The sequence below is a fragment of the Enterobacter sp. I4 genome (genome assembly GCF_022669095.1).
Classification (GTDB): domain Bacteria; phylum Pseudomonadota; class Gammaproteobacteria; order Enterobacterales; family Enterobacteriaceae; genus Enterobacter; species Enterobacter pasteurii.
In genome coordinates, this window is sequence record NZ_JALBUO010000001.1 from 230,848 (window position 1) to 256,513 (window position 25,666).

General features: G+C 56.7%; 21 protein-coding genes. 15 read left to right on the forward strand and 6 right to left on the reverse strand.

Annotated features, from left to right (window positions below; all coding sequences use genetic code 11):
• Positions 1-87: 87 nt before the first annotated feature.
• From csrD to tldD, 8 genes are all read left to right on the forward strand, one after another.
• Complete coding sequence (gene csrD, locus MOQ06_RS01110) at positions 88-2,028, forward strand: RNase E specificity factor CsrD (RefSeq protein WP_242170043.1); 1,941 nt, start codon at positions 88-90, stop codon at positions 2,026-2,028.
• 282 nt (positions 2,029-2,310) lie between these two features.
• Positions 2,311-3,354 carry a rod shape-determining protein MreB gene (gene mreB / locus MOQ06_RS01115; protein ID WP_000913396.1) on the forward strand — a complete coding sequence of 348 codons (1,044 nt, stop codon included), beginning with the start codon at positions 2,311-2,313 and terminating at the stop codon, positions 3,352-3,354.
• Positions 3,355-3,416: 62 nt separating this feature from the next.
• Positions 3,417-4,433, forward strand: coding sequence for a rod shape-determining protein MreC (gene mreC, locus MOQ06_RS01120; protein ID WP_003860400.1), 1,017 nt, complete (start codon positions 3,417-3,419; stop codon positions 4,431-4,433).
• Positions 4,433-4,921, forward strand: a complete 489-nt coding sequence (mreD, locus tag MOQ06_RS01125; protein WP_003860402.1) for a rod shape-determining protein MreD — start codon at positions 4,433-4,435, stop codon at positions 4,919-4,921. Before mreC ends, mreD begins: the two co-directional genes overlap by 1 nt.
• 9 nt (positions 4,922-4,930) lie before the next feature.
• Complete coding sequence (locus MOQ06_RS01130; protein WP_148422326.1) at positions 4,931-5,524, forward strand: nucleoside triphosphate pyrophosphatase; 594 nt, start codon at positions 4,931-4,933, stop codon at positions 5,522-5,524.
• A complete protein-coding gene (gene rng / locus MOQ06_RS01135) occupies positions 5,514-6,983 on the forward strand; it encodes a ribonuclease G (protein ID WP_063450998.1) in 1,470 nt (489 codons plus the stop codon). Before MOQ06_RS01130 ends, rng begins: the two co-directional genes overlap by 11 nt.
• A 44-nt stretch (positions 6,984-7,027) precedes the next feature.
• A complete protein-coding gene (gene yhdP, locus MOQ06_RS01140; protein ID WP_242170053.1) occupies positions 7,028-10,828 on the forward strand; it encodes an AsmA2 domain-containing protein YhdP in 3,801 nt (1,266 codons plus the stop codon).
• An 84-nt stretch (positions 10,829-10,912) separates the two neighbouring features.
• Positions 10,913-12,358 carry a metalloprotease TldD gene (tldD, locus tag MOQ06_RS01145; protein ID WP_148422328.1) on the forward strand — a complete coding sequence of 482 codons (1,446 nt, stop codon included), beginning with the start codon at positions 10,913-10,915 and terminating at the stop codon, positions 12,356-12,358.
• A 111-nt stretch (positions 12,359-12,469) separates the two neighbouring features.
• Here the strand turns inward: tldD and aaeR are convergent, their stop codons facing one another.
• Positions 12,470-13,396, reverse strand: coding sequence for an HTH-type transcriptional activator AaeR (gene aaeR, locus MOQ06_RS01150; protein WP_148422329.1), 927 nt, complete (start codon positions 13,394-13,396; stop codon positions 12,470-12,472).
• A 179-nt stretch (positions 13,397-13,575) separates the two neighbouring features.
• On the opposite strand from aaeR, the gene aaeX reads away from it, so the two are divergent.
• The 5 genes from aaeX to MOQ06_RS01175 all read left to right on the forward strand — a co-directional run bounded on the left by aaeX (position 13,576) and on the right by MOQ06_RS01175 (position 18,554).
• Positions 13,576-13,779, forward strand: coding sequence for a p-hydroxybenzoic acid efflux pump operon protein AaeX (gene aaeX / locus MOQ06_RS01155; RefSeq protein ID WP_003860416.1), 204 nt, complete (start codon positions 13,576-13,578; stop codon positions 13,777-13,779).
• A 7-nt stretch (positions 13,780-13,786) separates the two neighbouring features.
• Entirely contained in the window at positions 13,787-14,719 is a 933-nt protein-coding gene (gene aaeA / locus MOQ06_RS01160) for a p-hydroxybenzoic acid efflux pump subunit AaeA (protein ID WP_148422330.1), read from the forward strand.
• A gap of 5 nt (positions 14,720-14,724) precedes the next feature.
• Complete coding sequence (gene aaeB / locus MOQ06_RS01165; RefSeq protein WP_176609364.1) at positions 14,725-16,692, forward strand: p-hydroxybenzoic acid efflux pump subunit AaeB; 1,968 nt, start codon at positions 14,725-14,727, stop codon at positions 16,690-16,692.
• A gap of 86 nt (positions 16,693-16,778) precedes the next feature.
• Positions 16,779-18,233 (forward strand): NAD-dependent succinate-semialdehyde dehydrogenase, encoded by a 1,455-nt coding sequence (locus MOQ06_RS01170; protein WP_193355865.1) that lies wholly within the window; start codon positions 16,779-16,781, stop codon positions 18,231-18,233.
• A 45-nt stretch (positions 18,234-18,278) separates the two neighbouring features.
• A complete protein-coding gene (locus tag MOQ06_RS01175; RefSeq protein ID WP_148422333.1) occupies positions 18,279-18,554 on the forward strand; it encodes a barstar family protein in 276 nt (91 codons plus the stop codon).
• 56 nt (positions 18,555-18,610) lie between these two features.
• On the opposite strand, the gene yhcN is transcribed toward MOQ06_RS01175, so the two are convergent.
• Both yhcN and argR read right to left on the reverse strand, forming a co-directional pair.
• Positions 18,611-18,874: a peroxide/acid stress response protein YhcN gene (gene yhcN / locus MOQ06_RS01180; protein WP_148422334.1), complete on the reverse strand. Its 264-nt coding sequence runs from the start codon at positions 18,872-18,874 to the stop codon at positions 18,611-18,613.
• 378 nt (positions 18,875-19,252) lie between these two features.
• Entirely contained in the window at positions 19,253-19,723 is a 471-nt protein-coding gene (argR, locus tag MOQ06_RS01185) for a transcriptional regulator ArgR (RefSeq protein ID WP_148422335.1), read from the reverse strand.
• Between the two features lie 398 nt (positions 19,724-20,121).
• Here argR and mdh point away from each other — a divergent pair, with 398 nt between their 5' ends.
• Positions 20,122-21,060 carry a malate dehydrogenase gene (gene mdh / locus MOQ06_RS01190; RefSeq protein ID WP_023298737.1) on the forward strand — a complete coding sequence of 313 codons (939 nt, stop codon included), beginning with the start codon at positions 20,122-20,124 and terminating at the stop codon, positions 21,058-21,060.
• 51 nt (positions 21,061-21,111) lie between these two features.
• Here mdh and degS read toward each other — a convergent pair whose 3' ends face one another.
• The 3 genes from degS to zapG all read right to left on the reverse strand — a co-directional run bounded on the left by degS (position 21,112) and on the right by zapG (position 24,208).
• Positions 21,112-22,179, reverse strand: a complete 1,068-nt coding sequence (degS, locus tag MOQ06_RS01195; protein ID WP_148422336.1) for an outer membrane-stress sensor serine endopeptidase DegS — start codon at positions 22,177-22,179, stop codon at positions 21,112-21,114.
• A 92-nt stretch (positions 22,180-22,271) separates the two neighbouring features.
• Entirely contained in the window at positions 22,272-23,639 is a 1,368-nt protein-coding gene (degQ, locus tag MOQ06_RS01200; RefSeq protein ID WP_148422337.1) for a serine endoprotease DegQ, read from the reverse strand.
• Positions 23,640-23,809: 170 nt separating this feature from the next.
• The gene (zapG, locus tag MOQ06_RS01205) at positions 23,810-24,208 is read right to left on the reverse strand and encodes a Z-ring associated protein ZapG (protein WP_022649554.1); all 399 of its coding nucleotides are present in this window, start codon (positions 24,206-24,208) and stop codon (positions 23,810-23,812) included.
• Between the two features lie 189 nt (positions 24,209-24,397).
• On the opposite strand from zapG, the gene zapE reads away from it, so the two are divergent.
• Positions 24,398-25,522, forward strand: coding sequence for a cell division protein ZapE (gene zapE / locus MOQ06_RS01210; RefSeq protein WP_242170065.1), 1,125 nt, complete (start codon positions 24,398-24,400; stop codon positions 25,520-25,522).
• Positions 25,523-25,666 lie beyond the last annotated feature (144 nt).

Sequence of the window (25,666 nt, forward strand, 5' to 3'; positions counted from 1 at the left end):
ATACATCAGGTTTGGTAGTATGCCGCATTTGATATGCAAGTTAGCGCTCACTTGCTACCCCTTTCAACCCACGGAGTAATCTCAAGGATGCGATTAACGACGAAGTTCTCAGCTTTTATCACCTTGCTGACAGGGCTGACCATATTTGTCACGCTAATTGGCTGCTCTCTGAGTTTTTATAACGCCATTCAGGACAAGCTGGTAAACCGGGTTGAATCGGTGGCATCGGTTATTGATACCCGCCTCATTACGACGTCCTTCCCGGCGCTTTCGCGCGAGCTGGATGAGTTAATGGTGCCGGTAGATATCGTCAAAATCGACATTAAGCAGGGGAAGCAGACCGTATTTAGCCATACCCGGCAGGGCAGCTATCGGCCTGCCGGCACGGTAGATCAGTATCGGGACATAACGGTGCACTCCCTTAAGCATCCTGGAATGTCGATTCATATGACCTATCAGGATCCGATGAGCAACTATCTGCGCTCGCTCATGACCACCGCACCGCTAACCATCGCCGTTGCCTTTATCGTACTGCTGATTTTCCTCGCCGTTCGCTGGCAGCGTCGCCAGCTTTCCGGTCAGGAACTGCTGGAGACACGCTCCGTACGGATACTCAATGGTGAACGCGGTCCGCAGGTGCGGGGGTCGGTATATGAATGGCCGTCACGTACCAGCAGCGCGCTGGACGTGCTGCTCTCAGAAATCCAGTTTGCCAGCGATCAGCGTAGCCGTATGGACACGCTGATCCGCTCCTACGCCGCGCAGGATAACAAAACGGGCCTCAACAACCGTCTCTTCTTTGATAATCAGCTGGCTACGCTTCTTGATGACCCTGAAAAGGTGGGCACGCACGGCGTGGTGATGATGATTCGCCTGCCCGATTTCGACCTCCTGCGCGATACGTGGGGTCAGCGCGTGGCGGAGGAGAATCTCTTCACGCTGATCAACCTGCTGTCGACCTTTATCATGCGCTACCCCGGGGCGTTACTGGCACGCTATCACCGCAGCGATTTCGCCGTCTTACTGCCTCACCGCACGTTAAAAGAGTCTGAAAGTATCGCCAGCCAGCTTCTGAAGGCCGTCGATGCGCTGCCGCAGAGCAAAATGCTCGACCGAGACGACATGGTGCATATGGGCATCTGCGCATGGCGCGGCGGCCAGTCGACGGAGCAGGTCATGGAGCATGCGGAAGCGGCCACGCGTAACGCCGTATTGCAGGGGGCGAACGGCTGGGCGGTCTATGACGATACGCTGCCGGAAAAAGGGCGCGGTAACGTGCGCTGGCGAACGCTGATCGAGCAAATGCTGAGCCGCGGTGGACCGCGTATTTACCAGAAACCGGCGGTCATGAGAAATGGTCACGTTCATCACCGCGAGCTGATGTGCCGTATTTTTGATGGGGCGGAGGAGGTTATTTCCGCTGAGTATCTGCCGATGGTGCTGCAATTTGGCTTATCTGAAGAGTACGACCGTCAGCAAATCTCCCGCCTCATCCCGTTTTTATCGTACTGGCCTGAGGAAAATCTGGCTTTACAGGTGACCGTCGAGTCGCTGATTCGCCCGCGTTTCCAGCGCTGGCTGCGCGATACGTTAATGCAGTGCGAAAAATCGCAGCGTAAACGCATTATTTTTGAACTTGCAGAGGCAGATGTTGGTCAACACATCAGCCGGTTGCGCCCGGTGGTGCGATTAATCAATGCGCTGGGGGCTCGCGTGGCGGTCACGCAGGCGGGTCTGACGCTGGTGAGCACCAGCTGGATCAAGGAGCTGGATGTTGAATTATTGAAGCTGCATCCTGGTCTGGTCAGAACGATTGAAAAACGCACGGAAAACCAGCTGCTGGTACAGAGCCTGGTGGAAGCGTGCAAAGGAACGCAAACGCAGGTATTTGCCACAGGCGTACGTTCACGCAGTGAATGGCAGATGTTGAAAGAGCGCGGCGTAGCGGGCGGTCAGGGGGATTTTTTTGCCGCCTCTCAGCCGCTTGACACCAACGTGAAAAAATATTTGCAAAGATACTCTGTTTGACCTGCCGTTTACTTTGTTTTCACGTAGAATATCGCGCCTGTAGCTTTGAGTACGACGAGCATAAAAGCCAGTGAACGACCTTTAGTGGGTTACAAGTGAAAGTGAGGGACGCTGCTGTTTACTCAGCCCTGAGGGATTCAGGGGATGAATTTGTAACAAAGGAAACGTGCTGCACTAATTTTCACCGTAGCAGACGATTTTTGCGCCTTGTCGCTGCTGCGTGTGGTTGGTAAAGTAAGCGGATTTTGTTTTCCGCCCCAGCTTTCAGGATTATCCCTTAGTATGTTGAAAAAATTTCGTGGCATGTTTTCCAATGACCTGTCCATTGACCTGGGTACCGCGAATACCCTTATTTATGTTAAAGGACAAGGCATCGTATTGAATGAGCCTTCCGTTGTGGCCATTCGTCAGGATCGTGCCGGCTCGCCAAAAAGCGTGGCCGCAGTCGGTCATGATGCGAAGCAGATGCTGGGCCGTACTCCGGGCAACATCGCCGCGATCCGCCCAATGAAAGACGGTGTTATTGCTGACTTCTTCGTGACTGAAAAAATGCTTCAGCACTTCATCAAGCAGGTTCACAGCAATAGCTTCATGCGCCCAAGCCCGCGAGTGCTGGTGTGTGTGCCCGTTGGCGCAACGCAGGTAGAACGCCGCGCAATCCGTGAATCCGCGCAGGGCGCTGGTGCACGTGAAGTGTTCCTGATTGAAGAACCGATGGCGGCGGCAATTGGCGCGGGTCTGCCGGTTTCTGAAGCAACCGGTTCTATGGTGGTGGATATCGGTGGCGGTACCACTGAGGTGGCCGTTATCTCCCTGAACGGCGTGGTGTACTCCTCTTCCGTGCGTATCGGCGGTGACCGTTTCGACGAAGCCATCATCAATTACGTTCGCCGTAACTACGGCTCTCTGATCGGTGAAGCAACCGCAGAACGTATCAAGCATGAAATCGGTTCTGCTTACCCGGGTGACGAAGTGCGCGAGATCGAAGTTCGCGGCCGTAACCTGGCAGAAGGCGTTCCACGCGGCTTTACCCTGAATTCCAACGAAATCCTGGAAGCGCTGCAGGAGCCGCTGACCGGCATCGTGAGTGCGGTGATGGTTGCGCTGGAACAGTGCCCGCCAGAACTGGCCTCCGATATCTCCGAGCGCGGTATGGTTCTGACCGGTGGTGGTGCGCTGCTGCGTAACCTCGACCGCCTGTTAATGGAAGAGACAGGTATTCCTGTCGTAGTTGCAGAAGATCCACTGACTTGCGTCGCCCGTGGTGGTGGCAAGGCGCTGGAAATGATCGACATGCACGGCGGCGACTTGTTTAGCGAAGAGTAGTCGGGTGTGAGAGGGTAGCAATTTGCTACCCTTTCTCTCTGACGCGAGAATACGCATAGCCTATGAAGCCAATTTTTAGCCGTGGCCCGTCGCTACAGTTTCGCCTGATCCTGGCGGTTCTGGTGGCACTCGGGGTCATTATTGCCGATAGCCGCCTTGGTACGTTCAGCCAGATCCGAACGTACATGGATACCGCCGTCAGTCCTTTCTACTTTATATCAAATGGTCCCCGTGAACTGCTCGACTCCGTGTCGCAAACGCTCTCATCGCGTGACCAGCTCGAACTCGAAAACCGTGCGTTACGCCAGGAACTGCTGCTGAAAAACAGCGAATTGCTGATGCTGGGGCAATATAAGCAGGAAAACGCGCGTCTGCGTGAACTGCTTGGCTCGCCGCTGCGCCAGGATGAACAGAAAATGGTCACCCAGGTGATCTCCACCGTTAACGATCCGTACAGCGATCAGGTGGTGATTGATAAAGGCAGCGTGAACGGCGTATACGAAGGTCAGCCCGTTATCAGCGATAAAGGCGTTGTGGGCCAGGTCGTGGCGGTAGCCAAACTGACCAGCCGCGTGCTGCTGATTTGTGATGCCACCCATGCGCTGCCGATTCAGGTGCTGCGTAACGACATCCGCGTGATTGCCGCCGGTAACGGCTGTACGGACGATCTGCAGCTGGAACATCTGCCCGCCAACACGGACATCCGCGTGGGCGACGTGCTGGTGACATCCGGGCTGGGCGGCCGTTTCCCTGAAGGTTACCCGGTTGCGGTTGTCTCTTCCGTGAAGCTCGATACTCAGCGTGCCTACACCGTTATTCAGGCGCGTCCAACGGCCGGACTGCAGCGTCTGCGCTACCTGCTGCTGCTGTGGGGTGCCGATCGAAACGGCGCTAACCCGATGACGCCAGAAGACGTGCATCGCGTGGCGAACGAGCGCCTGATGCAGATGATGCCGCAGGTGCTGCCTGCGCCTGACGCGATGGGACCACCTGCGCCCGTACCGGCTCCGGCGACAGGCTTAACGCAGCCGCTGCCGGATGCGCCGCCACCGCCGCAAGTCTCGGGTGGAGGGCAGTAGTGGCAAGTTATCGTAGCCAGGGGCGCTGGGTAATCTGGCTCTCATTTCTCGTTGCACTGCTGCTGCAAATCATGCCCTGGCCGGACGACATCCTCGTTTTCCGGCCAAACTGGGTATTGCTCATTTTGCTCTACTGGATCCTTGCCCTGCCGCATCGCGTAAATGTCGGCACAGGTTTTGTGATGGGTGCCATACTGGATCTGATCAGCGGCTCTACGCTTGGCGTGCGCGCCTTATCCATGAGCATTATCGCGTATCTTGTTGCACTCAAATTCCAGCTCTTTCGTAACCTTGCGCTCTGGCAACAGGCGCTGGTGGTGATGTTGTTGTCGCTCGCTGCGGATATCGTTGTTTTCTGGGCAGAGTTTTTAGTGATCAACGTCTCTTTCCGACCGGAAGTGTTCTGGAGTAGTGTAGTAAACGGTGTGCTCTGGCCGTGGCTGTTCCTGCTGATGCGTAAAATCCGCCAGCAGTTTGCCGTGCAATAAAAGGTTTCTATGACGTCTCTGTATCTTGCCTCCGGTTCTCCGCGTCGCCAGGAACTGCTCGCGCAGTTGGGCGTGTCCTTCGAACGCATCGTTACCGGTATTGAAGAAAAACGCGCTGAGGGCGAAAGCGCTCAGCAGTACGTTTCCCGTCTGGCGCGCGAGAAAGCGCAGGCGGGCGTTGCCTGTGTGCCGCGTGACCTGCCGGTGCTGGGTGCAGACACCATCGTTATTCTTAATGGTGAAGTGCTTGAGAAACCCCGCGACGCCGCCCACGCGGCGCGGATGCTGCGCAAAATGTCCGGACAAACGCATCAGGTGATGACGGCGGTGGCGCTGGCGGATAGCCAGCACGTGCTGGATTGCCTGGTGGTTACGGAAGTGACGTTCAGAGTCCTCACCGACGAGGAGATCGCCGGCTATATCGCCAGCGGTGAACCTATGGATAAAGCAGGTGCATACGGTATTCAAGGGTTGGGTGGCTGTTTTGTCAGGAAGATAAATGGCAGCTATCACGCCGTAGTCGGCTTACCGCTGGTGGAAACGTATGAGTTGCTGAGCAATTTTAACTCACTGCGTGAGGGAAGGGATAATTATGACGGCTGAATTGTTAGTAAACGTAACGCCATCGGAAACCCGTGTGGCCTACATTGATGGTGGCATTCTTCAGGAAATCCATATTGAGCGTGAAGCGCGGCGCGGAATCGTAGGCAATATCTACAAAGGTCGTGTCAGTCGTGTACTACCGGGTATGCAGGCGGCTTTTGTAGATATTGGGCTCGATAAGGCGGCGTTTTTACATGCCTCCGATATCATGCCGCACACCGAATGCGTGGCAGGCGAAGAGCAAAAGCAGTTTGCCGTGCGCGACATCTCTGAGCTGGTGCGTCAGGGCCAGGATCTGATGGTGCAGGTGGTGAAAGATCCGCTGGGCACTAAAGGCGCGCGTCTGACCACCGACATCACCCTGCCTTCACGCTACCTGGTGTTTATGCCGGGCGCGTCGCACGTTGGCGTCTCACAGCGTATCGAAAGCGAAAGCGAGCGCGAGCGCCTGAAAAAGGTGGTTAGCGCCTACTGCGACGAGCAGGGCGGCTTTATTATCCGTACCGCGGCCGAAGGGATCAGCGAGGACGATCTGGCCTCTGACGCGGCCTACCTGAAGCGCGTCTGGACCAAGGTGATGGAGCGTAAAAAACGCAACCAGACCCGCTATCGGCTTTACGGTGAGCTGGCGCTCGCCCAGCGCGTATTGCGTGACTTTGCCGACGCCCAGCTTGACCGCATCCGCGTGGACTCCCGCCTGACGTACGAAGCCTTGCTGGAGTTCACCGCCGAATACATCCCGGAAATGCCGGGTCTGCTGGAGCATTACACGGGCCGCCAGCCGATATTCGACCTGTATGATGTTGAAAACGAAATTCAGCGCGCGCTGGAGCGTAAGGTTGAGCTGAAATCAGGCGGTTACCTGATCATCGACCAGACCGAAGCGATGACCACCGTTGATATCAACACCGGCGCGTTTGTCGGCCATCGCAACCTTGATGACACCATCTTCAACACCAACATCGAAGCGACGCAGGCCATTGCGCGCCAGCTTCGCCTGCGCAATCTGGGCGGCATTATCATCATCGACTTTATCGATATGAATAATGAAGATCACCGCCGCCGCGTGCTGCACTCGCTGGAGCAGGCGCTGAGTAAAGATCGCGTGAAAACCAGCATCAACGGCTTCTCGCAGCTGGGTCTGGTGGAAATGACCCGGAAACGGACCCGCGAAAGCGTGGAACATGTGCTCTGCAATGAGTGTCCAACCTGCCATGGACGCGGAACGGTAAAGACGGTGGAGACGGTCTGCTACGAAATCATGCGTGAGATTGTGCGGGTGCATCACGCCTACGACTCGGACCGTTTTCTGGTCTATGCTTCCCCTGCTGTGGCGGAGGCCCTGAAAGGGGAAGAGTCGCACGCGCTGGCGGAAGTGGAAATCTTTGTCGGCAAACAGGTAAAAGTGCAAATTGAGCCGCTCTATAACCAGGAGCAGTTTGACGTCGTAATGATGTAAGCGCAGTTTTCGCTGCGAGAATAAAGGCTGACAAGGAGAGACGCGTGAGGCGATTGCCGGGGATTTTACTGCTTACAGGGGCAACGCTGGTCGTGATTGTCGCGTTGCTCGTGAGCGGGCTGCGTCTCGCCTTACCGCACCTGGACAGCTGGCGTCCGCAGATCCTGGCCAAAATCGAATCCGCCACCGGAATGCCGGTGGACGTGAGCCACATCGAAGCAAGCTGGCAGAACTTCGGCCCGACGCTCGATGCGCGGGATATCAGTGCCGGCCTGAAAGATGGCGGCCATCTTAAAATCAAACGCGTCACCCTGGCGCTGGACGTCTGGCAAAGCCTGCTGCATATGCGCTGGCAGTTTCGCGATCTCACCTTCTGGCAGCTACAGCTAATAACCAACACGCCGCTGCGAAGCGGTGACGGCAATCAGGGGCTGGAAGCTAACCGTATCAGCGATCTCTTCCTGCGTCAGTTCGATCACTTCGATCTACGCGACAGCGAAGTGAGCTTTATTACCCTTTCCGGGCAGCGCGCTGAGCTGGCTATCCCGCAGCTGACATGGCTTAACGGGAAAGATCGCCACCGCGCCGAGGGACAGGTGAATCTCTCCAGCCTGAACGGACAGCACGGCGTTATGCAGGTGCGGATGGATCTGCGCGACGACAACGGCCTGCTGAACAACGGCAGGGTCTGGCTACAGGCGGACGACGTGGATGTGAAGCCGTGGCTGGGGGAATGGCTGCAGCAAAACATGCAGCTCGAAACCGCGCGCTTCAGCCTCGAAGGCTGGATGACGCTGACAAACGGCGCGTTCGCCAGCGGAGATATCTGGCTGAAGCAGGGGGGCGCGAGCTGGAAAGGGGAACGCCGTCAGCATCAGCTTTCCGTCGATAACCTCACCGCGCACGTTACGCAGGAAAAAGGCGGCTGGCAGTTCGCTATTCCCGATACGCGGATATCCATGGATAACAAACCCTGGCCGCGCGGCGCGCTGACGCTGGCGTGGATGCCGGAGCAGGACGTGGGCGGGATAAACAGTAAACGCAGCGACGAGCTGCGTATCCGCGCCAGTAACCTGGATCTGACGGCGATCGAAGGGCTGCGTTCAATGGCGGCAAAACTCTCCCCGGAGCTGGGCGAAATCTGGCTGGCGACGCAGCCGAGCGGGCAGATAAACCGGCTGGCGCTGGATATTCCGCTACAGGCTACGGAAAAGACACGCTTCCAGGCGTCATGGAAAAACCTCGCGTGGAACCAGTGGAAACTGCTGCCGGGTGCCGAACACTTTAGCGGCAAGCTGGAAGGTAGCGTGGAGAACGGCAGGCTGACGGCAGAAATGCATGACGCCAACATGCCGTACGAAACGGTCTTTCGAGCACCGCTGGAAATCGAAAAAGGCAACGCTACGCTCAACTGGCTGAAGAATGGCAACGGTTTTCAGCTGGATGGCCGCGACATCGATGTAAAAGCCAAAGCGGTACATGCGCGCGGAAACTTCCGTTATCTACAGCCTGAAGGCGATGAGCCGTGGCTGGGTATTCTGGCGGGCATCAGCACGGATGATGGTTCGCAGGCGTGGCGCTACTTCCCGGAAAACCTGATGGGCAAGGCGCTGGTGGACTACCTCAGCGGCGCCATTCAGGGCGGTCAGGCTGATAACGCCACGCTGGTCTACGGCGGTAATCCGCACCTGTTCCCCTATAAACATAACGAAGGCCAGTTCCAGGTGCTGGTGCCGCTGCGCAACGCCACCTATGCCTTCCAGCCGGGCTGGCCCGCGCTGAAAAATCTGGATATCGAACTCAACTTCCTGAATGACGGCCTGTGGATGAAGACCGACAGCGTTGCGCTGGGCGGCGTGACCGCCAGCAACCTGACGGCGAATATCCCGGATTACTCCAAAGAGAAATTGCTAATTGATGCGGATATACAGGGGCCGGGTAAAGCGGTTGGTCCGTACTTTGAGGATACGCCGCTGAATGACTCCCTGGCAGCTACCCTTCAGCAGCTACAGTTAGATGGCGATGTGAATGCTCGCTTACATCTGGATATTCCCCTCGACGGCGAGATGACTACCGCCAAAGGCGACGTGCGCCTTAACAACAACAGCCTCTATATCAAGCCGCTGGACAGCACCCTGAAGAACCTCAGCGGACAGTTCAGCTTTGTTAACGGCAATCTGAAAAGCGAGCCGCTGAAAGCGACCTGGTTTAATCAACCCGTCAATATCGATTTCTCCACTACCGAGGGCGATAAAGCCTATCAGGTGGCGGTAAATATGGACGCGAGCTGGCAGCCGTCACGCATGAATATTCTGCCGAAGCCGATTGAGAACGCGGTGGACGGTGCGGTGTCATGGAATGGCAAGGTCGCCATCGACCTGCCTTATCACGCCGGGGCGCGCTACAGCGTCGATATCACCGGCGACCTGAAAAATCTCAGCAGCCAGCTTCCCGCGCCGCTGAATAAGAAAAGCGGTGAACCACTGCCTGTTAACGTTAACGTTGCGGGTAACCTCAACAGCTTTGATTTAACCGGTAACGCTGGCGGAACGAACCACTTTAACAGCCGCTGGCTGCTCAGCCGCAAGCTGACGCTGGACAGGGCGATCTGGACGACGGACAGCCGAACCCTGCCGCCGCTGCCGGAGCAGGCGGGGGTTGAGCTGAACCTCCCGCCGCTGGACGGCGCGCAGTGGCTGGCGCTGTTCCAGAAAGGGGTAGGACAAAACGTCGATCAAACGGCGCAGTTCCCGCAGGCCATCACCTTGCGCACGCCGGCTTTGACGCTGGGGGGGCAGCAGTGGAATAACCTGAGCATTGTTTCCCGGCCGTCGGCTAACGGCTCGCGCGTGGAGGCGAAGGGGCGGGAAATTAACGGCACGTTGACGATGCGCGATAACGCCCCGTGGCAGGCGGCAATTCGCTATCTCTATTACAACCCGACCTTTGCGGCATCTAACGCCCAGCCGACGACTGCCTCGCCGCTGAGTGGCTCCACGCGCGTGGATTTCAGCGGCTGGCCCGATCTCCAGCTTCGCTGCGCGGAGTGCTGGTTGTGGGGGCAAAAATATGGCCGTATCGACGGTGATTTTGCTATTAAGGGCCATACGCTGAGCCTCTCCGGTGGGCTGGTGGATACTGGCTTTGGACGCCTTACTGCCGCAGGCGAATGGGTAAATAAACCGGGTGAACAGCGCACCTCGCTGAAAGGGGATATTAAAGGAAACAAGCTCGATGCCGCGGCTAACTTCTTCGGCATCAGCACGCCGCTTCGCGGATCGTCCTTCGATGTAAATTACGATCTGCACTGGCGCGCCGCGCCGTGGACGCCGGACGAGGCCTCGCTCAACGGTATTCTCAGAACCCGCTTTGGTAAGGGTGAAATCGCCGATGTCAGCACCGGTCATGCGGGGCAGATATTGCGCCTGCTGAGCTTTGACGCGCTGCTGCGCAAGCTGCGCTTCGATTTTAGCGACACCTTTAACGAGGGTTTCTATTATGACTCCATTCGCTCAACGGCCTGGATCAAGGATGGCGTTATGCATACAGACGATACGCTGGTGGACGGCCTGGAAGCGGATATCGCCATGAAAGGGTCGGTGAACCTCGTGCGTCGTGAGCTGGATATGGAAGCGGTCGTCGCCCCGGAAATTTCAGCCACCGTGGGCGTGGCGACGGCTTTCGTGGTCAACCCGATTATCGGTGCAGCGGTATTTGCCGCCAGCAAAGTGCTGGGGCCGCTATGGAGCAAAGTCTCGATTCTGCGCTACCGCATTACGGGCCCAATCGATAAACCGCAGATTAATGAAGTGCTGCGCCAGCCGCGCAAAGAAGCACAGCAATGATTTGACGTGGGCAGGTAATTGCCTCACTCTCAATAAATACGATCTTTATACCGCCACGGGCGGCAACGAACGAGTAGCAATACGATGAGTCTGAACCTGGTAAGTGAACATTTGCTCGCAGCGAACGGCCTGAGCCATCAGGACCTGTTCTCCATTCTTGGTCAACTGACCGAACGCCGTCTCGACTACGGCGATCTCTATTTCCAGTCGAGCTATCACGAATCCTGGGTTTTAGAAGACAGCATCATTAAAGATGGCTCTTACAACATTGACCAGGGCGTCGGCGTACGCGCCGTCAGCGGCGAGAAAACCGGTTTTGCCTATGCCGACCAGATTAGCCTGGCCGCACTTGAGCAGAGCGCGCAGGCCGCGCGAACCATTGTGCGCGATACCGGCGACGGTCGCGTAAAAACCTTGGGTGAAGTACAGCATTCTGCGCTCTATACCAGCATCGATCCGCTGCAAAGCATGAGCCGCGAAGAGAAGCTGGACATCCTGCGCCGCGTGGACAAAGTGGCCCGTGCAGCGGATAAACGGGTGCAGGAAGTGTCTGCCAGCCTGAGCGGTGTCTATGAGCTGATTCTGGTGGCGGCGACAGACGGTACGCTGGCCGCCGACGTGCGTCCGCTGGTCCGTCTCTCCATCAGCGTTCAGGTAGAAGACGACGGCAAGCGCGAGCGCGGCTCAAGCGGTGGCGGCGGACGTTTCGGCTATGACTGGTTCCTGGGCGATGTTGACGGTGAAGCGCGCGCGGATGCGTGGGCAAAAGAGGCCGTGCGCATGGCGCTGGTTAACCTGTCTGCCGTGGCAGCCCCCGCCGGTACGCTACCGGTGGTGCTGGGCGCTGGCTGGCCGGGCGTGCTGCTGCACGAAGCGGTTGGGCACGGTCTGGAAGGCGATTTCAACCGTCGCGGTACGTCGGTATTCAGCGGCCAGATGGGGCAGCTTGTCTCCTCCGAGCTGTGTACCGTGGTGGATGATGGCACCATGCTCGACCGTCGCGGCTCGATTTCTATCGACGACGAAGGTACGCCGGGCCAGTACAACGTGCTGATCGAGAACGGCGTGCTGAAGGGTTACATGCAGGACAAGCTCAACGCGCGCCTGATGGGCGTTGCGCCAACGGGCAACGGTCGTCGTGAATCTTACGCGCACCTGCCGATGCCGCGCATGACCAATACCTACATGCTGCCGGGCAAATCCACGCCGCAGGAGATTATCGAATCCGTTGATTACGGCATCTTCGCGCCAAACTTTGGCGGCGGCCAGGTGGATATCACCTCCGGCAAATTTGTCTTCTCGACTTCAGAAGCGTATCTGATTGAGAAAGGCAAAGTGACCAAAGCGGTAAAAGGGGCGACGCTGATCGGATCCGGGATTGAAGCAATGCAGCAGATCTCCATGGTCGGTAACGATCTGAAGCTGGATAACGGCGTGGGCGTCTGCGGCAAAGAAGGTCAGAGCCTGCCGGTAGGCGTGGGCCAGCCAACCCTGAAGGTCGATAACCTGACGGTGGGCGGCACGGCGTAATTTTTCATTTTCCCCTCACCCTGACCCTCTGCCCAACGGGGAGAGGGGACTGCTCCGTGCGGTCTTTTCGCCCTCACCCCTTTGGGAGAGGGCCGGGATGAGGGGGAAGGCCTACTCTTTCCTTCTTCCCCGCATGCCCTGAAACAGCTCCGCCACTTCCACAAAATAGTCCGTCAGATAGTTAATACAGACCTGCACCTTCAGCGGCAGCTTGTCCTTTTCGGTATAGAGCGCATAAACCGGACGCGGATCGGACTGGTACCGGGGGAACAGGATCTCCAGCTCGCCGGAGTTGATCTCGTTGATCACCCACATCAGCGGCACGTAGGCGATCCCGGCGCCGGCAACCAGCCAGCGCGAGATGGTCATCGGATCGTTAGTGACGAACCGGCCTTCCGGCAGCAGTTTAGTGGAAAGCCCTTCCGGTGCGATCAGTTCAAACTCATTGTCCGGGCGCACGCTGTATTCCAGCCATGAATGGTTGCCGAGATCGGCGGGTTTTTCCGGCACGCCATACTGCGCCAGATAGCTTTTCGAGGCGCAGACCACCATCGGCATGCTGCCCAGGCGACGCGAGAACAGGCTTGAGTCCTGCAGGGCGCCAACGCGGATCACCACGTCTAATCCATCGGCAATCAGGTCCGGTGCCGGAATGCCCGTCACCAGATTGACGCTTAAGCCGGGATACTCTTTCAGCATTTCCGCCGTCATGGCAGCGAGAACATTTTGTGCCATAGTTGAAGAACACCCAATGCGCAGCGTGCCGATCGGCGTGTTGTTAAAAGCATAGAGCTGTTCGTGTACATCCTGCACTTCATGCAGCATCCGGCGGCAGCCCTGGTAGTAAATTTTACCGGCCTCCGTCAGCCCGATGCTGCGGGTGCTGCGGTTAAGCAGCTTTACCTGGAGTTCATCTTCCAGTTTTGACACCGTCTGGCTAATGGATGAGACGCTCATTTGTAGCTGACGAGCTGCGGCGGTAAAAGAGCCTTGTTCAACCACTTTGGCAAACACCGACATGCGTTTTAGACGTTCCATTATTCACTCTGGCTTAAAAGTGATTTAGATCACATATGATAGATAACAGCATAACAGTTACGTTAATATACTATTAATTACATAACGGCTGCGCCACTTTCGCCCGGCATTTCCTGCTCTCCTGCGGCGGCGCGTGCTTAACAATCCAGTAGCCTGCACTCTCTCTAATCAAGGTCAACATGAGTCTGTTTCCCGTTATCGTGGTGTTCGGTTTGTCGTTCCCACCGATATTTTTCGAGCTTCTTTTATCACTGGCGATCTTCTGGCTGGTGCGCAAGGTGCTGGTCCCCACCGGGATTTATGATTTCGTCTGGCACCCTGCATTGTTTAATACCGCGCTGTATTGCTGCCTGTTCTACTTAATATCGCGCATGTTTGTCTGAGGTTGATGTGAAAACGCTAACAAGAAAAATCTCCCGCACCGCCATCACTATGGCGCTGGTCATCCTGGCGTTCATCGCTATTTTTCGCGCCTGGGTCTATTACACCGAGTCACCGTGGACGCGCGATGCGCGTTTTAGCGCCGAAGTGGTCGCCATCGCGCCAGATGTCGCCGGGCTTATTACGGCCGTCAACGTCCACGATAACCAGCTGGTAAAAAAAGATCAGGTGCTGTTCACCATCGACCAGCCGCGCTATCAAAAAGCCCTCGAAGAAGCTGAAGCGGACGTGGCGTATTACAACGCGCTGGCCTCGGAAAAACGCCGTGAAGCAGGGCGCCGTAACAGGCTGGGCATCCAGGCCATGTCCCGAGAAGAGATTGACCAGTCCAACAACGTTCTGCAAACCGTGCTGCACCAGCTGGCAAAAGCCCAGGCGACGCGCGATCTGGCGAAGCTCGATCTGGAGCGTACCGTTATCCGCGCCCCGTCCGATGGCTGGGTGACCAACCTTAACGTCTATGCGGGCGAGTTTATCACGCGCGGCTCAACCGCCGTGGCGCTGGTGAAACAGAACTCCTTCTACGTTCTTGCCTATATGGAAGAGACCAAGCTGGAAGGCGTACGTCCGGGCTATCGCGCCGAAATCACGCCGCTCGGCAGCAACCGGGTTCTGAAAGGGACCGTGGACAGCATTGCAGCGGGGGTAACTAACGCCAGCAGCTCCAATGATGCGAAAGGGATGGCGACCGTAGACTCCAACCTTGAGTGGGTGCGCCTGGCGCAGCGCGTGCCGGTACGCATTCGTCTGGATGAGCAGCAGAGTAACCTCTGGCCCGCAGGCACCACCGCGACGGTGGTGATCACCGGTGAAAAAGACCGTGATGCCAGCCAGGATTCGCTCTTCCGTCAAATCGCCCATCGCCTGCGCGAGTTTGGTTAATCGTTATGGGCATTTTTTCCATCGCCAGCCAGCACATCCGCTTCGCCGTGAAGCTGGCATGCGCCATTGTGCTGGCGCTGTTCGTTGGCTTCCACTTCCAGCTTGAAACGCCGCGCTGGGCCGTTCTGACCGCCGCGATTGTCGCCGCCGGTCCCGCCTTTGCTGCCGGCGGTGAACCCTACTCCGGGGCAATCCGCTATCGCGGGATGCTGCGCATTATCGGGACCTTTATCGGCTGTATCGCCGCGCTGACCATAATCATACTGATGATCCGCACCCCGCTGCTGATGCTGATCGTGTGCTGTATCTGGGCCGGTTTCTGTACCTGGGTCTCTTCTCTGGTGAAGGTTGAGAACTCCTACGCCTGGGGTCTGGCCGGGTATACCGCGCTGATTATCATCATCACTATTCAGACCGAACCGCTGCTCGCCCCGCAGTTCGCCGTGGAGCGTTGCAGCGAAATTGTCATCGGCATCGTCTGCGCGATAGTTGCGGATCTGCTTTTCTCTCCGCGATCCATCAAGCAGGAAGTCGATCGGGAGCTGGATGCGCTCATCGTTGCCCAGTACCAGCTCATGCAGCTGTGCATTAAGCATGGCGACAGCGAAGAGGTCGACAAAGCCTGGAGCGGCCTGGTGCGCCGTACGCAGGCGCTGGAGGGGATGCGCAGTAATCTCAATATGGAGTCTTCCCGCTGGGATCGGGCAAACCGTCGCCTGAAAGCGATCAATACCGTGTCGTTAACGCTGATCACCCAGGCGTGCGAAACCTACCTGATTCAGAACACTCGTCCTGAAGCGGTAACGGATACCTTCCGCGAGCTGTTTGACGAGCCGGTAGAGACGGTGCAGGACGTGCACCGACAGCTTAAGCGCATGCGTCGGGTTATCGCCTGGACAGGGGAGCGCGATACCCCGGTGACCATTTATACCTGGGTCGGCGCGGCGACGCGCTATCTGCTTCTGAAGCGCGGCGTGACGGGCAACACCAAAATCAGTGCGGCGGAAGAAGAAGTGTTACAGGGCGAAGTGGTGATCAAACCTGAATCCGCCGAGCGCCATCATGCGATGGTCAACTTCTGGCGTACCACCCTGGCCTGCATACTCGGCACGTTGTTCTGGCTGTGGACCGGCTGGACGTCCGGCAGCGGCGCGATGGTGATGATTGCCGTCGTTACCGCCCTGGCGATGCGTCTGCCTAATCCGCGCATGGTCGCCATCGATTTTCTGTACGGCACCATTGCTGCGTTACCCATCGGCGCGCTCTACTTCCTGGTGATTATCCCCTCGACGCAGCAAAGCATGCTTTTACTCTGTATCAGCCTGGCGGTAATGGCGTTCTTTATTGGCATAGAGGTTCAGAAGCGCCGCCTGGGATCGCTGGGGGCGCTGGCGAGCACCATTAACATCATCGTGCTGGATAACCCGATGACCTTCCATTTCAGCCAGTTCCTGGACAGCGCATTGGGCCAGCTGGTGGGCTGTTTCCTGGCGATGATGGTGATCCTGCTGGTGCGGGATAACTCCCGGGCGCGGACAGGGCGCGTGCTGCTGAATCAGTTCGTGTCGGCGGCCGTCTCTTCCCTGACCACCAATACCGCACGGCGCAAGGAGAACCACCTGCCGGCGCTCTATCAGCAGCTTTTCCTGCTGCTGAACAAATTCCCGGGCGATATCGCGAGGTTCCGCCTGGCGTTGACCATGATTATTGCGCACCAGCGTCTGCGAAACGCGCCGGTGCCGATCAACGACGATTTATCCGCCTTCCACCGCCAGCTTCGGCGCACGGCGGACCACGTGATTTCTGCATCCAGCGATGACAAGCGTCGCCGCTACTTTAGGCAGCTGCTGGAGGAGCTGGACGTTTACCAGGAGAAGCTGCGGATCTGGGAAGCCCCGCCGCAGGTCACCGAGCCGGTAGAGCGGCTGGTATTTATGCTCCACCGCTACCAGAATGCGCTAACGGACAGCTGATGAAGAGAAAACCGACGCCAAAAGCGTCGGTTTTTTTGTGGCTATACTTATTCCTGCAGGTTCAAACATTCAGGAAGGGAGGACACATGACAACCCAGGCTCTTCAGGACAGTATTCTTTTTCAGAACGGGTATCTGGTTAACGGTATCTGGAAAACTCTCGACACCACGTTTGACGTGCTGAACCCCGCCACGGGCGAGACCATCGCCAGGGTGGCGAAAGCGGGTAAAGCCGAAACCGAAGAGGCCATTGCGGCCGCGACCAAAGCCTTTCCCGCATGGCGCGCAAAAACGGCAAAAGAGCGCTCTGCGATCCTCTACCGCTGGTATGAACTGATTATTGAGAACAAAAGCTGGCTCGGACGGCTGATGACCACCGAGCAGGGTAAGCCGCTGAAAGAGGCTGAGGGCGAAGTGGAATATGCCGCCAGCTTCATTCAGTGGTTTGCCGAGCAGGCCAAGCGCGCCAACGGTGAAATCATCCCACCGGTTAAGCCCGGCTCCCGTATTCTGGCAACCCGTGAACCCGTCGGCGTGGTTGCTGCCATCACGCCATGGAATTTCCCGATGGCCATGCTCACCCGCAAGCTCGGCCCGGCGCTGGCGGCAGGGTGTACCGGCGTCATTAAGCCAGCAAACAACACGCCGCTGAGCGCCTTTGCGCTGCTGACGCTGGCGAAGCAGGCCGGCGTGCCGGATGGTGTGCTCAATGCGGTCGCGGGAAGTACCTCAGAAATCAGCGACGCCATTATGGCCAGCCGCGACGTGCGCAAAATCTCCTTCACCGGCTCAACCGCCGTCGGGAAAACGCTGGTACGCAACGCCGCGGAAACGATGAAAAAAGTGTCGATGGAGCTGGGCGGCAACGCGCCCTACATCGTTTTCGAGGATGCGGATATTGATGCCGCCGTTAAGGGCGCGATTGCCAATAAGTTCCGTAACGCCGGGCAGGTCTGCGTCAGCGTAAACCGCTTCTATATTCAGGAAACGGTCTACGACAGGTTTGTGAATCAGCTTGCCGACGCGGTGAAGGCGCTGAAGGTCGGTAACGGCCTGGAGGAAGGAGTCGTTGTCGGCCCGCTGATTGAACCTTCGGCTGTCGATAAGGTACGTGAGCACGTCGAGGATGCGGTAGCGAAGGGCGCCACCGTGCTGGCTGGCGGTAAGCCGCACGAGCTTGGCGGTAACTTCTGGATGCCAACCGTGCTCGGCGACTGTCATGAAGGGATGAAGCTGGCAGAAGAGGAGACCTTTGGTCCCGTAGCCGCCTGCTTCCGCTTCACCTCGGAAGATGAGGTGGTCATGCGCGCCAACAATACGCCATACGGGCTGGCGGCCTACTTCTATACCCAGAATCTGTCGCGCGTGTTCCGCGTGTCGCAGGCGATTGAGAGCGGCATGATCGGCATTAACGAATGCGCGGTATCGACCGAGCTGGGACCGTTTGGGGGAGTAAAAGAGTCCGGGCTGGGCCGTGAGGGTTCCGTGCTGGGGCTGGAGGAGTTTCTCGAAGTTAAAACCCTGCATATCGGGGGATTATAATAGACAGGGCGGCATCTGCCGCCCGCCTGTACCGGGTGGCTGGCAATGAAAATTTATACCTTTGATTTTGATGAAATCGACAGTCAGGAAGACTTCTATCGCGAGTTTATTCGGGCGTTCGACCTGGAGCGGGACAGCGTGAGCAATCTGGATATGCTGTGGGATGTGGTTACCGGCGATCGGCTGCCGCTACCGCTGGAAATCGAGTTCACCCATCTGCCTGAAAAACAGCGCAGACGCTTCGGTGCCTTGATTTTGTTATTTGATGAAGCGGAAGAGGAGCTGGAAGGGCAGCTACGCTTCAATGTGCGTCACCCATAAAAAAGCCCCTGACCGGGAGGCCAGGGGCAAGTCGTATGATGAGATACGACGAGGGTTTACTTGTACAGTTCTGCGGTAGCGTGCCAGTGGTCGCCGCTGCGCGCTTCGATGATGCGATAGGCTGACGCACCCTGTTCTTCCGCTTTTTTGTTCAGCATTTCGTGCATGTCCATCGGAGAAGTACCGATGGCACCGACAGAAACCGTCCCGATAGCCTGACGGGATTGTGCCTGCTCGGCGTTAATAGTGTCGGCTGCGAAGGCACCGAATGACAGGACAGAGAGTACGCTCAGGGCAGCAACAGTGGTTTTGATTTTCATGATTATTTACCTCGTCAATTATTTTACTGGGGTCTTTGTTCTGTGACCCTCATCACAAAATCAAGTATACACTAATCACACAAAAAATTAATACCAGGCTAATGGTTGCGCTTGTTATTATGCGTTAAAAAAGTTGGTTTTAATAACCGTATTGCATAAAAAAGGGGGCTATCGCGCCGCAAAAGCTGCTTTTTGTAATGAGAATCAACAGGATAGGTGAATTTGATTTTTTGTGCGATTTCGCGGCAGATTATTCACTGGATGAATGTTAACGGGCGGTAAAAAGCACTAAATGCAAAAGTAAAAGGCAGAGCAAAGCAGGGTGAAACGAGGCAGCGGCAGCATTATCCCCGCAGCCGAATGCTGCGGGGCGGGCAATTACAGTTCCTGTTCGAACAGAACCAGAATAGCTTCGTAGAGGTCTTTAACAGAGAAACCGTTAGCAGGTGTGGTAAAGATGGTGTCGTCACCGGCGATGGTGCCGAGGATCCCCTCAGCTTTACCCAGCGAGTCCAGCAGGCGGGCAATCAGCTGTGCGGCACCGGGGCTGGTATGGATCACCACCACCGCATCGTTATAGTCGATGTCGAGAACCAGGTTCTTCAGCGGGCTGGAGGTGGTCGGCACGCCAAGTTCAGCAGGCAGGCAATAGACCATTTCCATTTTAGCGTTACGCGTACGCACCGCACCGAACTTGGTTAACATGCGGGAGACTTTCGACTGGTTGATGTTGTCGAAGCCTTGTTCCTGCAACGCCTGAACAATTTCTCCCTGAGAACTGAATTTCTCTTCTTTAAGTAGCGCTTTAAACGCCCTTACTAATTCTTCTTGCTTAGACGAGCTTCGCATAAGTCACCCGGAATATGACGGTAGAAACAACATTATTATGCATGTGGATGAATTTTTATGCAAACAATCTGCCAGCGGGTAGGCTGAAATAATGTTATGAAAGGGAGTGATTTTATCAGATTTCGTTATCGGAAAACATGCCTGGGTCACGCCGCGCAAATAAGCTTAAAAGTAAATTAAATGTTATCAAAATGATGTTGTTTTGGTGGTGTGGCAGGGTGTATTGTAACCCCCTCTTAATTCGTTGCTGCCCGCAGCCCGATAGTATTCAGGTGAAGGCGAAAGACGCGCGACCTCAAATTCTTTAGCTACGAAAATTGTAATTAATGACTTGCTGAATTATGGTCGCCGCAACGGAGTTACAGATACTTAAAGTTAACCATAATAAGGAGTTTAGGATGAAAGTTGCAGTCCTCGGCGCTGCTGGTGGTATCGGCCAGGCGCTTGCCCTACTACTGAAAACCCAACTGCCTTCAGGCTCAGAACTCTCCCTGTACGATATTGCTCCGGTAACCCCAGGCGTGGCGGTTGACCTGAGCCACATCCCGACAGCTGTGAAAATCAAAGGCTTCTCCGGTGAAGATGCGCGTCCTGCGCTGCAGGGTGCCGACGTCGTGCTGATCTCCGCTGGCGTTGCGCGTAAACCGGGTATGGATCGTTCAGACCTGTTCAACGTCAACGCGGGAATCGTGAAAAACCTGGTTCAGCAGATCGCTGAAACCTGCCCGAAAGCGTGCATTGGTATCATCACCAACCCGGTGAACACCACCGTTGCCATCGCTGCGGAAGTGCTGAAGAAAGCGGGTGTTTACGATAAGAACAAACTGTTCGGCGTGACTACGCTGGATATCATCCGTTCCAACACCTTCGTGGCTGAGCTGAAAGGCAAGCAGCCAACGGAAGTGGAAGTGCCGGTTATCGGCGGACACTCTGGTGTGACCATCCTGCCTCTGCTGTCGCAGATCCCGGGCGTGAGCTTCACCGAGCAGGAAGTAGCCGATCTGACCAAACGTATTCAGAACGCGGGCACCGAAGTGGTGGAAGCGAAGGCGGGTGGCGGTTCTGCAACCCTGTCTATGGGCCAGGCGGCGGCGCGTTTCGGCCTGTCTCTGGTTCGCGCGCTGCAGGGCGAGAAAAACGTGGTTGAATGCGCCTACGTAGAAGGCGACGGCGAGCACGCGCGCTTCTTCTCTCAGCCGCTGCTGCTGGGTAAAAACGGCGTTGAAGAGCGTAAGTCTATCGGCACGCTGAGCGCGTTTGAGCAAAACGCGATGGAAGGCATGCTGGATACGCTGAAAAAAGATATCACCCTGGGCGAAGAATTCGTTAACAAGTGATCTTGTCCCGGTAAAAAAAACGGAGCGCTACGCTCCGTTTTTTTATGCCCGTCAGTTAGTGGCCGGGTATTCCTGAATGGTGACCTGAATCGTCAGCTTCTTGTCATTACGCATGACTTCGACGGGGATGATAGAGCCCGGTCGAATTTCAGCCACCTGGTCCATCGTTTCGAGCGCAGAGACCGCTGGCGTACCGTTGACGGAAAGGATGACGTCGTTCACCTGAATGCCTGCATTAGCCGCCGGGCCGCCAGGCGCGACTTCGTTGACCACAATCCCCTGGATCTGATCGATACCACCGCCCTGCGTATGCAGCGGCGCGATTTCACGCCCGCCGATACCAATGTAGCCACGGATCACGCGGCCATCGCGGATCAGCTTGTCCATAATTTTGGTCGCCAGCTGGAACGGAATGGCAAAGCCAATCCCTTCCGGTGTTTCACCATCGTTGCTCTTGTCGAAGGAAAGGGTGTTAATGCCCATCAGTTCGCCCAGCGAGTTCACCAGCGCGCCGCCGGAGTTACCGTGGTTGATTGAGGCATCGGTTTGCAGGAAGTTCTGTCGCCCTGACGGGTTCAGGCCGATTCGGCCGGTTGCGCTGATAATCCCCTGAGTGATGGTCTGGCCCAGGTTATACGGGTTACCAATTGCCAGCACCACGTCACCAATGTGCGGGGTTCGTTTGCGATTGATCGGGATAGTGGGCAGACCGCCCGTAGCGTTGATTTTCAGCACCGCCAGATCGGTCAGGCTGTCCGACCCCACCAGCAGGGCTTCAAACACGCGACCGTCCTGCAGGGCGACAATGATCTGGTCGGCATCGTTGATCACGTGCTTGTTGGTAATGATGTAACCCCGGTCATCCATGATCACCCCGGACCCGAGCGTGCGAATTTCCAGCTGGTTATGAGCGGAACTGTTAAGCCCGCGGTTATAGACGTTAACCACGGCGGGGGCGGCACGGCGTACCGCCTGATTGTAGGTTGCAGGCGTTTCATCCGCGCTGTCGAACTGGGGTGCCGACAGTTTGTTGAACTGGCGTAAAGACGGCATAGCCACTAACAGCAGACCGGCAACGATCAGACCAATGACAATTGAACGAAAGAGCTTTAAAAGCATGATGCGTGTGTCGTTAATAAAGGAACGGTTTGCAGCATAACATGAGTTATCCGGACATCACACGCGGCGGCGATGCCCGGAGTCGCAAATGGTTAACGCAGTAAAATGTAGAGGGTATCGTTGCCGCGGATAATTTGCAGGGCAATGACCGCCGGCTTACTCTCCAGCACTTTGCGCATTTCGGCGATGGACTGAACGCGGGTGCGGTTCACGCCAACGATCACGTCGTCCTGGTGTAACCCCGCCTGCGCGGCCGGGCTACTCTTCTCAACGGCCGTGACGGAAATGCCTTTTGTCCCGTTCTTAAGCTGGCCGTCGCTCAGCGTTGCGCCCTGTAGCGCCGGGGAGATCTGTTCCGCGCTGGCGGAAGAGGAGGTGCTCTTATCCAGCGTCACTTCCACGGTCAGCGGTTTGCCCTCGCGGATCAGGCCCAGCTTCACCTTAGCGCCAGGCTCCGTGGTGGCAATACGCGATCGCAGCTCCGCGAAGCTGCTCAGCGGCTTATCGTTCAGGCTGACAATAACGTCTCCGGACTTCACGCCCGCTTTCGCCGAACCGGAATTTGGCAGTACTTCGCTGACAAACGCCCCGCGCTGGACGTTAATGTTAAAGGCTTTGGCGATATCTGCGCTCATCTCCATGCCTTTGATGCCCAGCAGTCCGCGCTTAACCTCGCCGAACTGAATCAGCTGTTGAGATAGCGTTTTGGCCATGTTGCTCGGGATGGCAAAGCCAATCCCGACGCTGCCGCCGCCAGGGGCAAGGATGGCGGTATTTATGCCGATCAGCTCGCCGTTCAGGTTAAGCAGCGCGCCGCCGGAGTTGCCCCGGTTGATGGAGGCATCGGTCTGGATAAAGTTTTCCAGCCCTTCCAGATTCAGGCCGCTGCGCCCCAGCGCGGAGACAATCCCGGAGGTGGCGGTCTGGCCCAGGCCGAACGGGTTGCCGACCGCGACGGCAAAATCACCGACGCGCAGCTTGTCGGAATCGGCAATAGCGATTTGGGTCAGGTTGCTGGGCTTTTGCACCTGCAACAGGGCGATATCGCTCTGATCGTCGCCGCCGATCAGTTTTGCGTCGAACTCCCGGCCGTCATTCAGCTGGACGCTGATTTTGTCGGCCTGGCTGATCACATGATTATTGGTGAGGATATAGCCCTTGGCCGCGTCGATAATCACCCCTGAACCCAGGCCTTCAAACGGCGTTGCCTGCTGATCGGGCGCGTCATCGCCAAAGTATTTCTTTAGCTCCTCGGGGATGCGCTGGCTTTGGCGTGCCGTCCCTTCCACCTGAACGCTGACCACCGCAGGCAGAACTTTTTCAAGCATTGGCGCGAGGCTTGGGATAGCGTTTTGTCCCGGCACCTGCGAAGGCAGTGCCGCACCGGCAGGGAAGGACGCCGAGAGAGATAACCCGACACTTAACGCTAAGGCGCTCAACAGCTGGTTTTTTTTCTTCATCGATGCTGACTCTCGTATCCTGGAATGAAAAAGAACGGCCCCAAAAACATCTTGATGTTATTGAATTTTCAACCGCTGAACAATGAGGTGTTTGACTAAATAATAGCTGGGGACGGGAAGAAAGGACGGGCGCATAAGGTGCGCCCGTTAAATTTATTCAGCTTGTGCGATTAATCGCGTTTTACGCCACCGCGCAGCAGGCCGGACGCGCCGTCAGAATAGTCGCGTGGCATCTGCACCGGTGCCTGATCGTTACCGGCTTCTGAATCCGCCAGGCGATTGCGGAAGGGGTTGCTTTCCGCGGTCATTTCCGGCAGCAGGCTGCTGGAGCTTTTTGCCATGTGCTGGTAGAGCTGGCGATAATCTGTCGCCATGTTGTCCAGCAGCTCGGCGCTACGGGCAAAGTGGCTGACCAGCTCTTCGCGGTATTCTTCCAGTTCGGCTTTGTTCTTTTCCAGTTCGTATTGCAATGACTGCTGCTGACGCAATTTGCGGTTACCGAAACGCATGGCCACGGCACCGATAATGATGCCGACGACTAAACCGATTAGCGCATATTCCCAGGTCATGAACTTCTCCCGTTGTCTTGTTGTTCCGTAGGGTGTTGGCTCGGCTCCTGCCTGTGCCTGATTATGCCACTATAACCGCTATTTCCGCAGAAGTGGAATCCTGACGTATCATCGCGTAGTGTAGAACGGCCTTTTTTTCATCAGCCATGACCGCTGATGAGGTTTAACTAAAGGAATAACAATAACATCATGCAAAACCTGTCCCCGTCATCGCGTTACCAACTGGCCCTGAGTGAGGGCACGCATCAGCCGGATGATGTCCAGCGTGAGGCGGTTAACCGCCTGGACACTATTTACCATGAACTTCAGGCTAAACCCGCCGATGCGGTGCAGAGCAGCGGGCTGAAGGCGGCACTCGGCCGTTTACTGGGCAAAAAAGAGCCGCAGGTAAACGCACCGGTTCGCGGCTTATATATGTGGGGCGGCGTAGGGCGCGGTAAAACCTGGCTGATGGATATGTTCTACCAGAGCCTGCCCGGCTCGCGTAAGCAGCGTCTGCACTTTCACCGTTTTATGCTGCGGGTCCATGAGGAGCTGACGGCGCTACAGGGCGAAACCGATCCGCTGGAAATCGTAGCAGACCGCTTCAAGGCTGAAACGGACGTGCTCTGCTTTGACGAGTTTTTTGTTTCCGATATTACGGATGCCATGTTGCTGGGGGGACTCATGAAAGCGCTGTTTGCGCGCGGGATCACCCTGGTGGCGACCTCCAATATCCCGCCGGATGAACTGTACCGCAACGGCCTCCAGCGGGCGCGTTTTCTCCCCGCCATTGATGCCATCAAGCAGCACTGCGACATTATGAATGTCGATGCCGGTGTCGATTATCGTCTGCGCACGCTGAGGCAGGCGCACCTGTGGCTTTCGCCGTTGAACGACGACACGACCCGGGAGATGGAGAAACTGTGGCTGGCGCTGGCGGGCGAAAAGCGGGATAACGCGCCGGAGCTGGAGATTAACCATCGTCCGTTGCCGACGCTGGGCGTCGAGAACCAGACGCTGGCCGTCTCTTTTGCCACGCTGTGCGTGGATGCACGCAGCCAGCATGACTACATCGCGCTTTCGCGCCTGTTCCATACCGTCATGCTGCTGAATGTGCCGGTGATGACGCCGCTGATGGAGAGCGAAGCGCGCCGCTTCATCGCGCTGGTGGATGAATTTTACGAACGCCACGTCAAGCTGGTGGTCAGCGCCGAGGCGCCTTTATATGCCATCTACCGGGGCGAGCGCCTGAAGTTTGAGTTCCAGCGCTGCCTGTCGCGTTTGCAGGAGATGCAAAGCGAGGAATACCTGAAGCTTGAACACATGCCGTAAAAGCCCCCCTTTCCCGGTGGGAGAGGGGCTGGGGGTGAGGGCGCCAGACCGCACAAACTTGCCCCCCGAAAAACCCATTCCAAATCACATTTAAGGGTCGATCTTTGACCTCAACTTCTCTATAATCTTGCGACCCCACGTTAC

Bases quoted from the DNA above. Each gene is read 5' to 3' on its own strand.
- csrD (WP_242170043.1), top strand. From the start codon at position 88: ATGCGATTAACGACGAAGTTCTCAGCTTTTATCACCTTGCTGACAGGG.
- mreB (WP_000913396.1), top strand. From the start codon at position 2,311: ATGTTGAAAAAATTTCGTGGCATGTTTTCCAATGACCTGTCCATTGAC.
- mreC (WP_003860400.1), top strand. From the start codon at position 3,417: ATGAAGCCAATTTTTAGCCGTGGCCCGTCGCTACAGTTTCGCCTGATC.
- MOQ06_RS01130 (WP_148422326.1), top strand. From the start codon at position 4,931: ATGACGTCTCTGTATCTTGCCTCCGGTTCTCCGCGTCGCCAGGAACTG.
- rng (WP_063450998.1), top strand. From the start codon at position 5,514: ATGACGGCTGAATTGTTAGTAAACGTAACGCCATCGGAAACCCGTGTG.
- tldD (WP_148422328.1), top strand. From the start codon at position 10,913: ATGAGTCTGAACCTGGTAAGTGAACATTTGCTCGCAGCGAACGGCCTG.
- aaeR (WP_148422329.1), bottom strand. From the start codon at position 13,396: ATGGAACGTCTAAAACGCATGTCGGTGTTTGCCAAAGTGGTTGAACAA.
- aaeX (WP_003860416.1), top strand. From the start codon at position 13,576: ATGAGTCTGTTTCCCGTTATCGTGGTGTTCGGTTTGTCGTTCCCACCG.
- aaeB (WP_176609364.1), top strand. From the start codon at position 14,725: ATGGGCATTTTTTCCATCGCCAGCCAGCACATCCGCTTCGCCGTGAAG.
- MOQ06_RS01170 (WP_193355865.1), top strand. From the start codon at position 16,779: ATGACAACCCAGGCTCTTCAGGACAGTATTCTTTTTCAGAACGGGTAT.
- MOQ06_RS01175 (WP_148422333.1), top strand. From the start codon at position 18,279: ATGAAAATTTATACCTTTGATTTTGATGAAATCGACAGTCAGGAAGAC.
- yhcN (WP_148422334.1), bottom strand. From the start codon at position 18,874: ATGAAAATCAAAACCACTGTTGCTGCCCTGAGCGTACTCTCTGTCCTG.
- argR (WP_148422335.1), bottom strand. From the start codon at position 19,723: ATGCGAAGCTCGTCTAAGCAAGAAGAATTAGTAAGGGCGTTTAAAGCG.
- mdh (WP_023298737.1), top strand. From the start codon at position 20,122: ATGAAAGTTGCAGTCCTCGGCGCTGCTGGTGGTATCGGCCAGGCGCTT.
- degS (WP_148422336.1), bottom strand. From the start codon at position 22,179: ATGCTTTTAAAGCTCTTTCGTTCAATTGTCATTGGTCTGATCGTTGCC.
- degQ (WP_148422337.1), bottom strand. From the start codon at position 23,639: ATGAAGAAAAAAAACCAGCTGTTGAGCGCCTTAGCGTTAAGTGTCGGG.
- zapG (WP_022649554.1), bottom strand. From the start codon at position 24,208: ATGACCTGGGAATATGCGCTAATCGGTTTAGTCGTCGGCATCATTATC.
- zapE (WP_242170065.1), top strand. From the start codon at position 24,398: ATGCAAAACCTGTCCCCGTCATCGCGTTACCAACTGGCCCTGAGTGAG.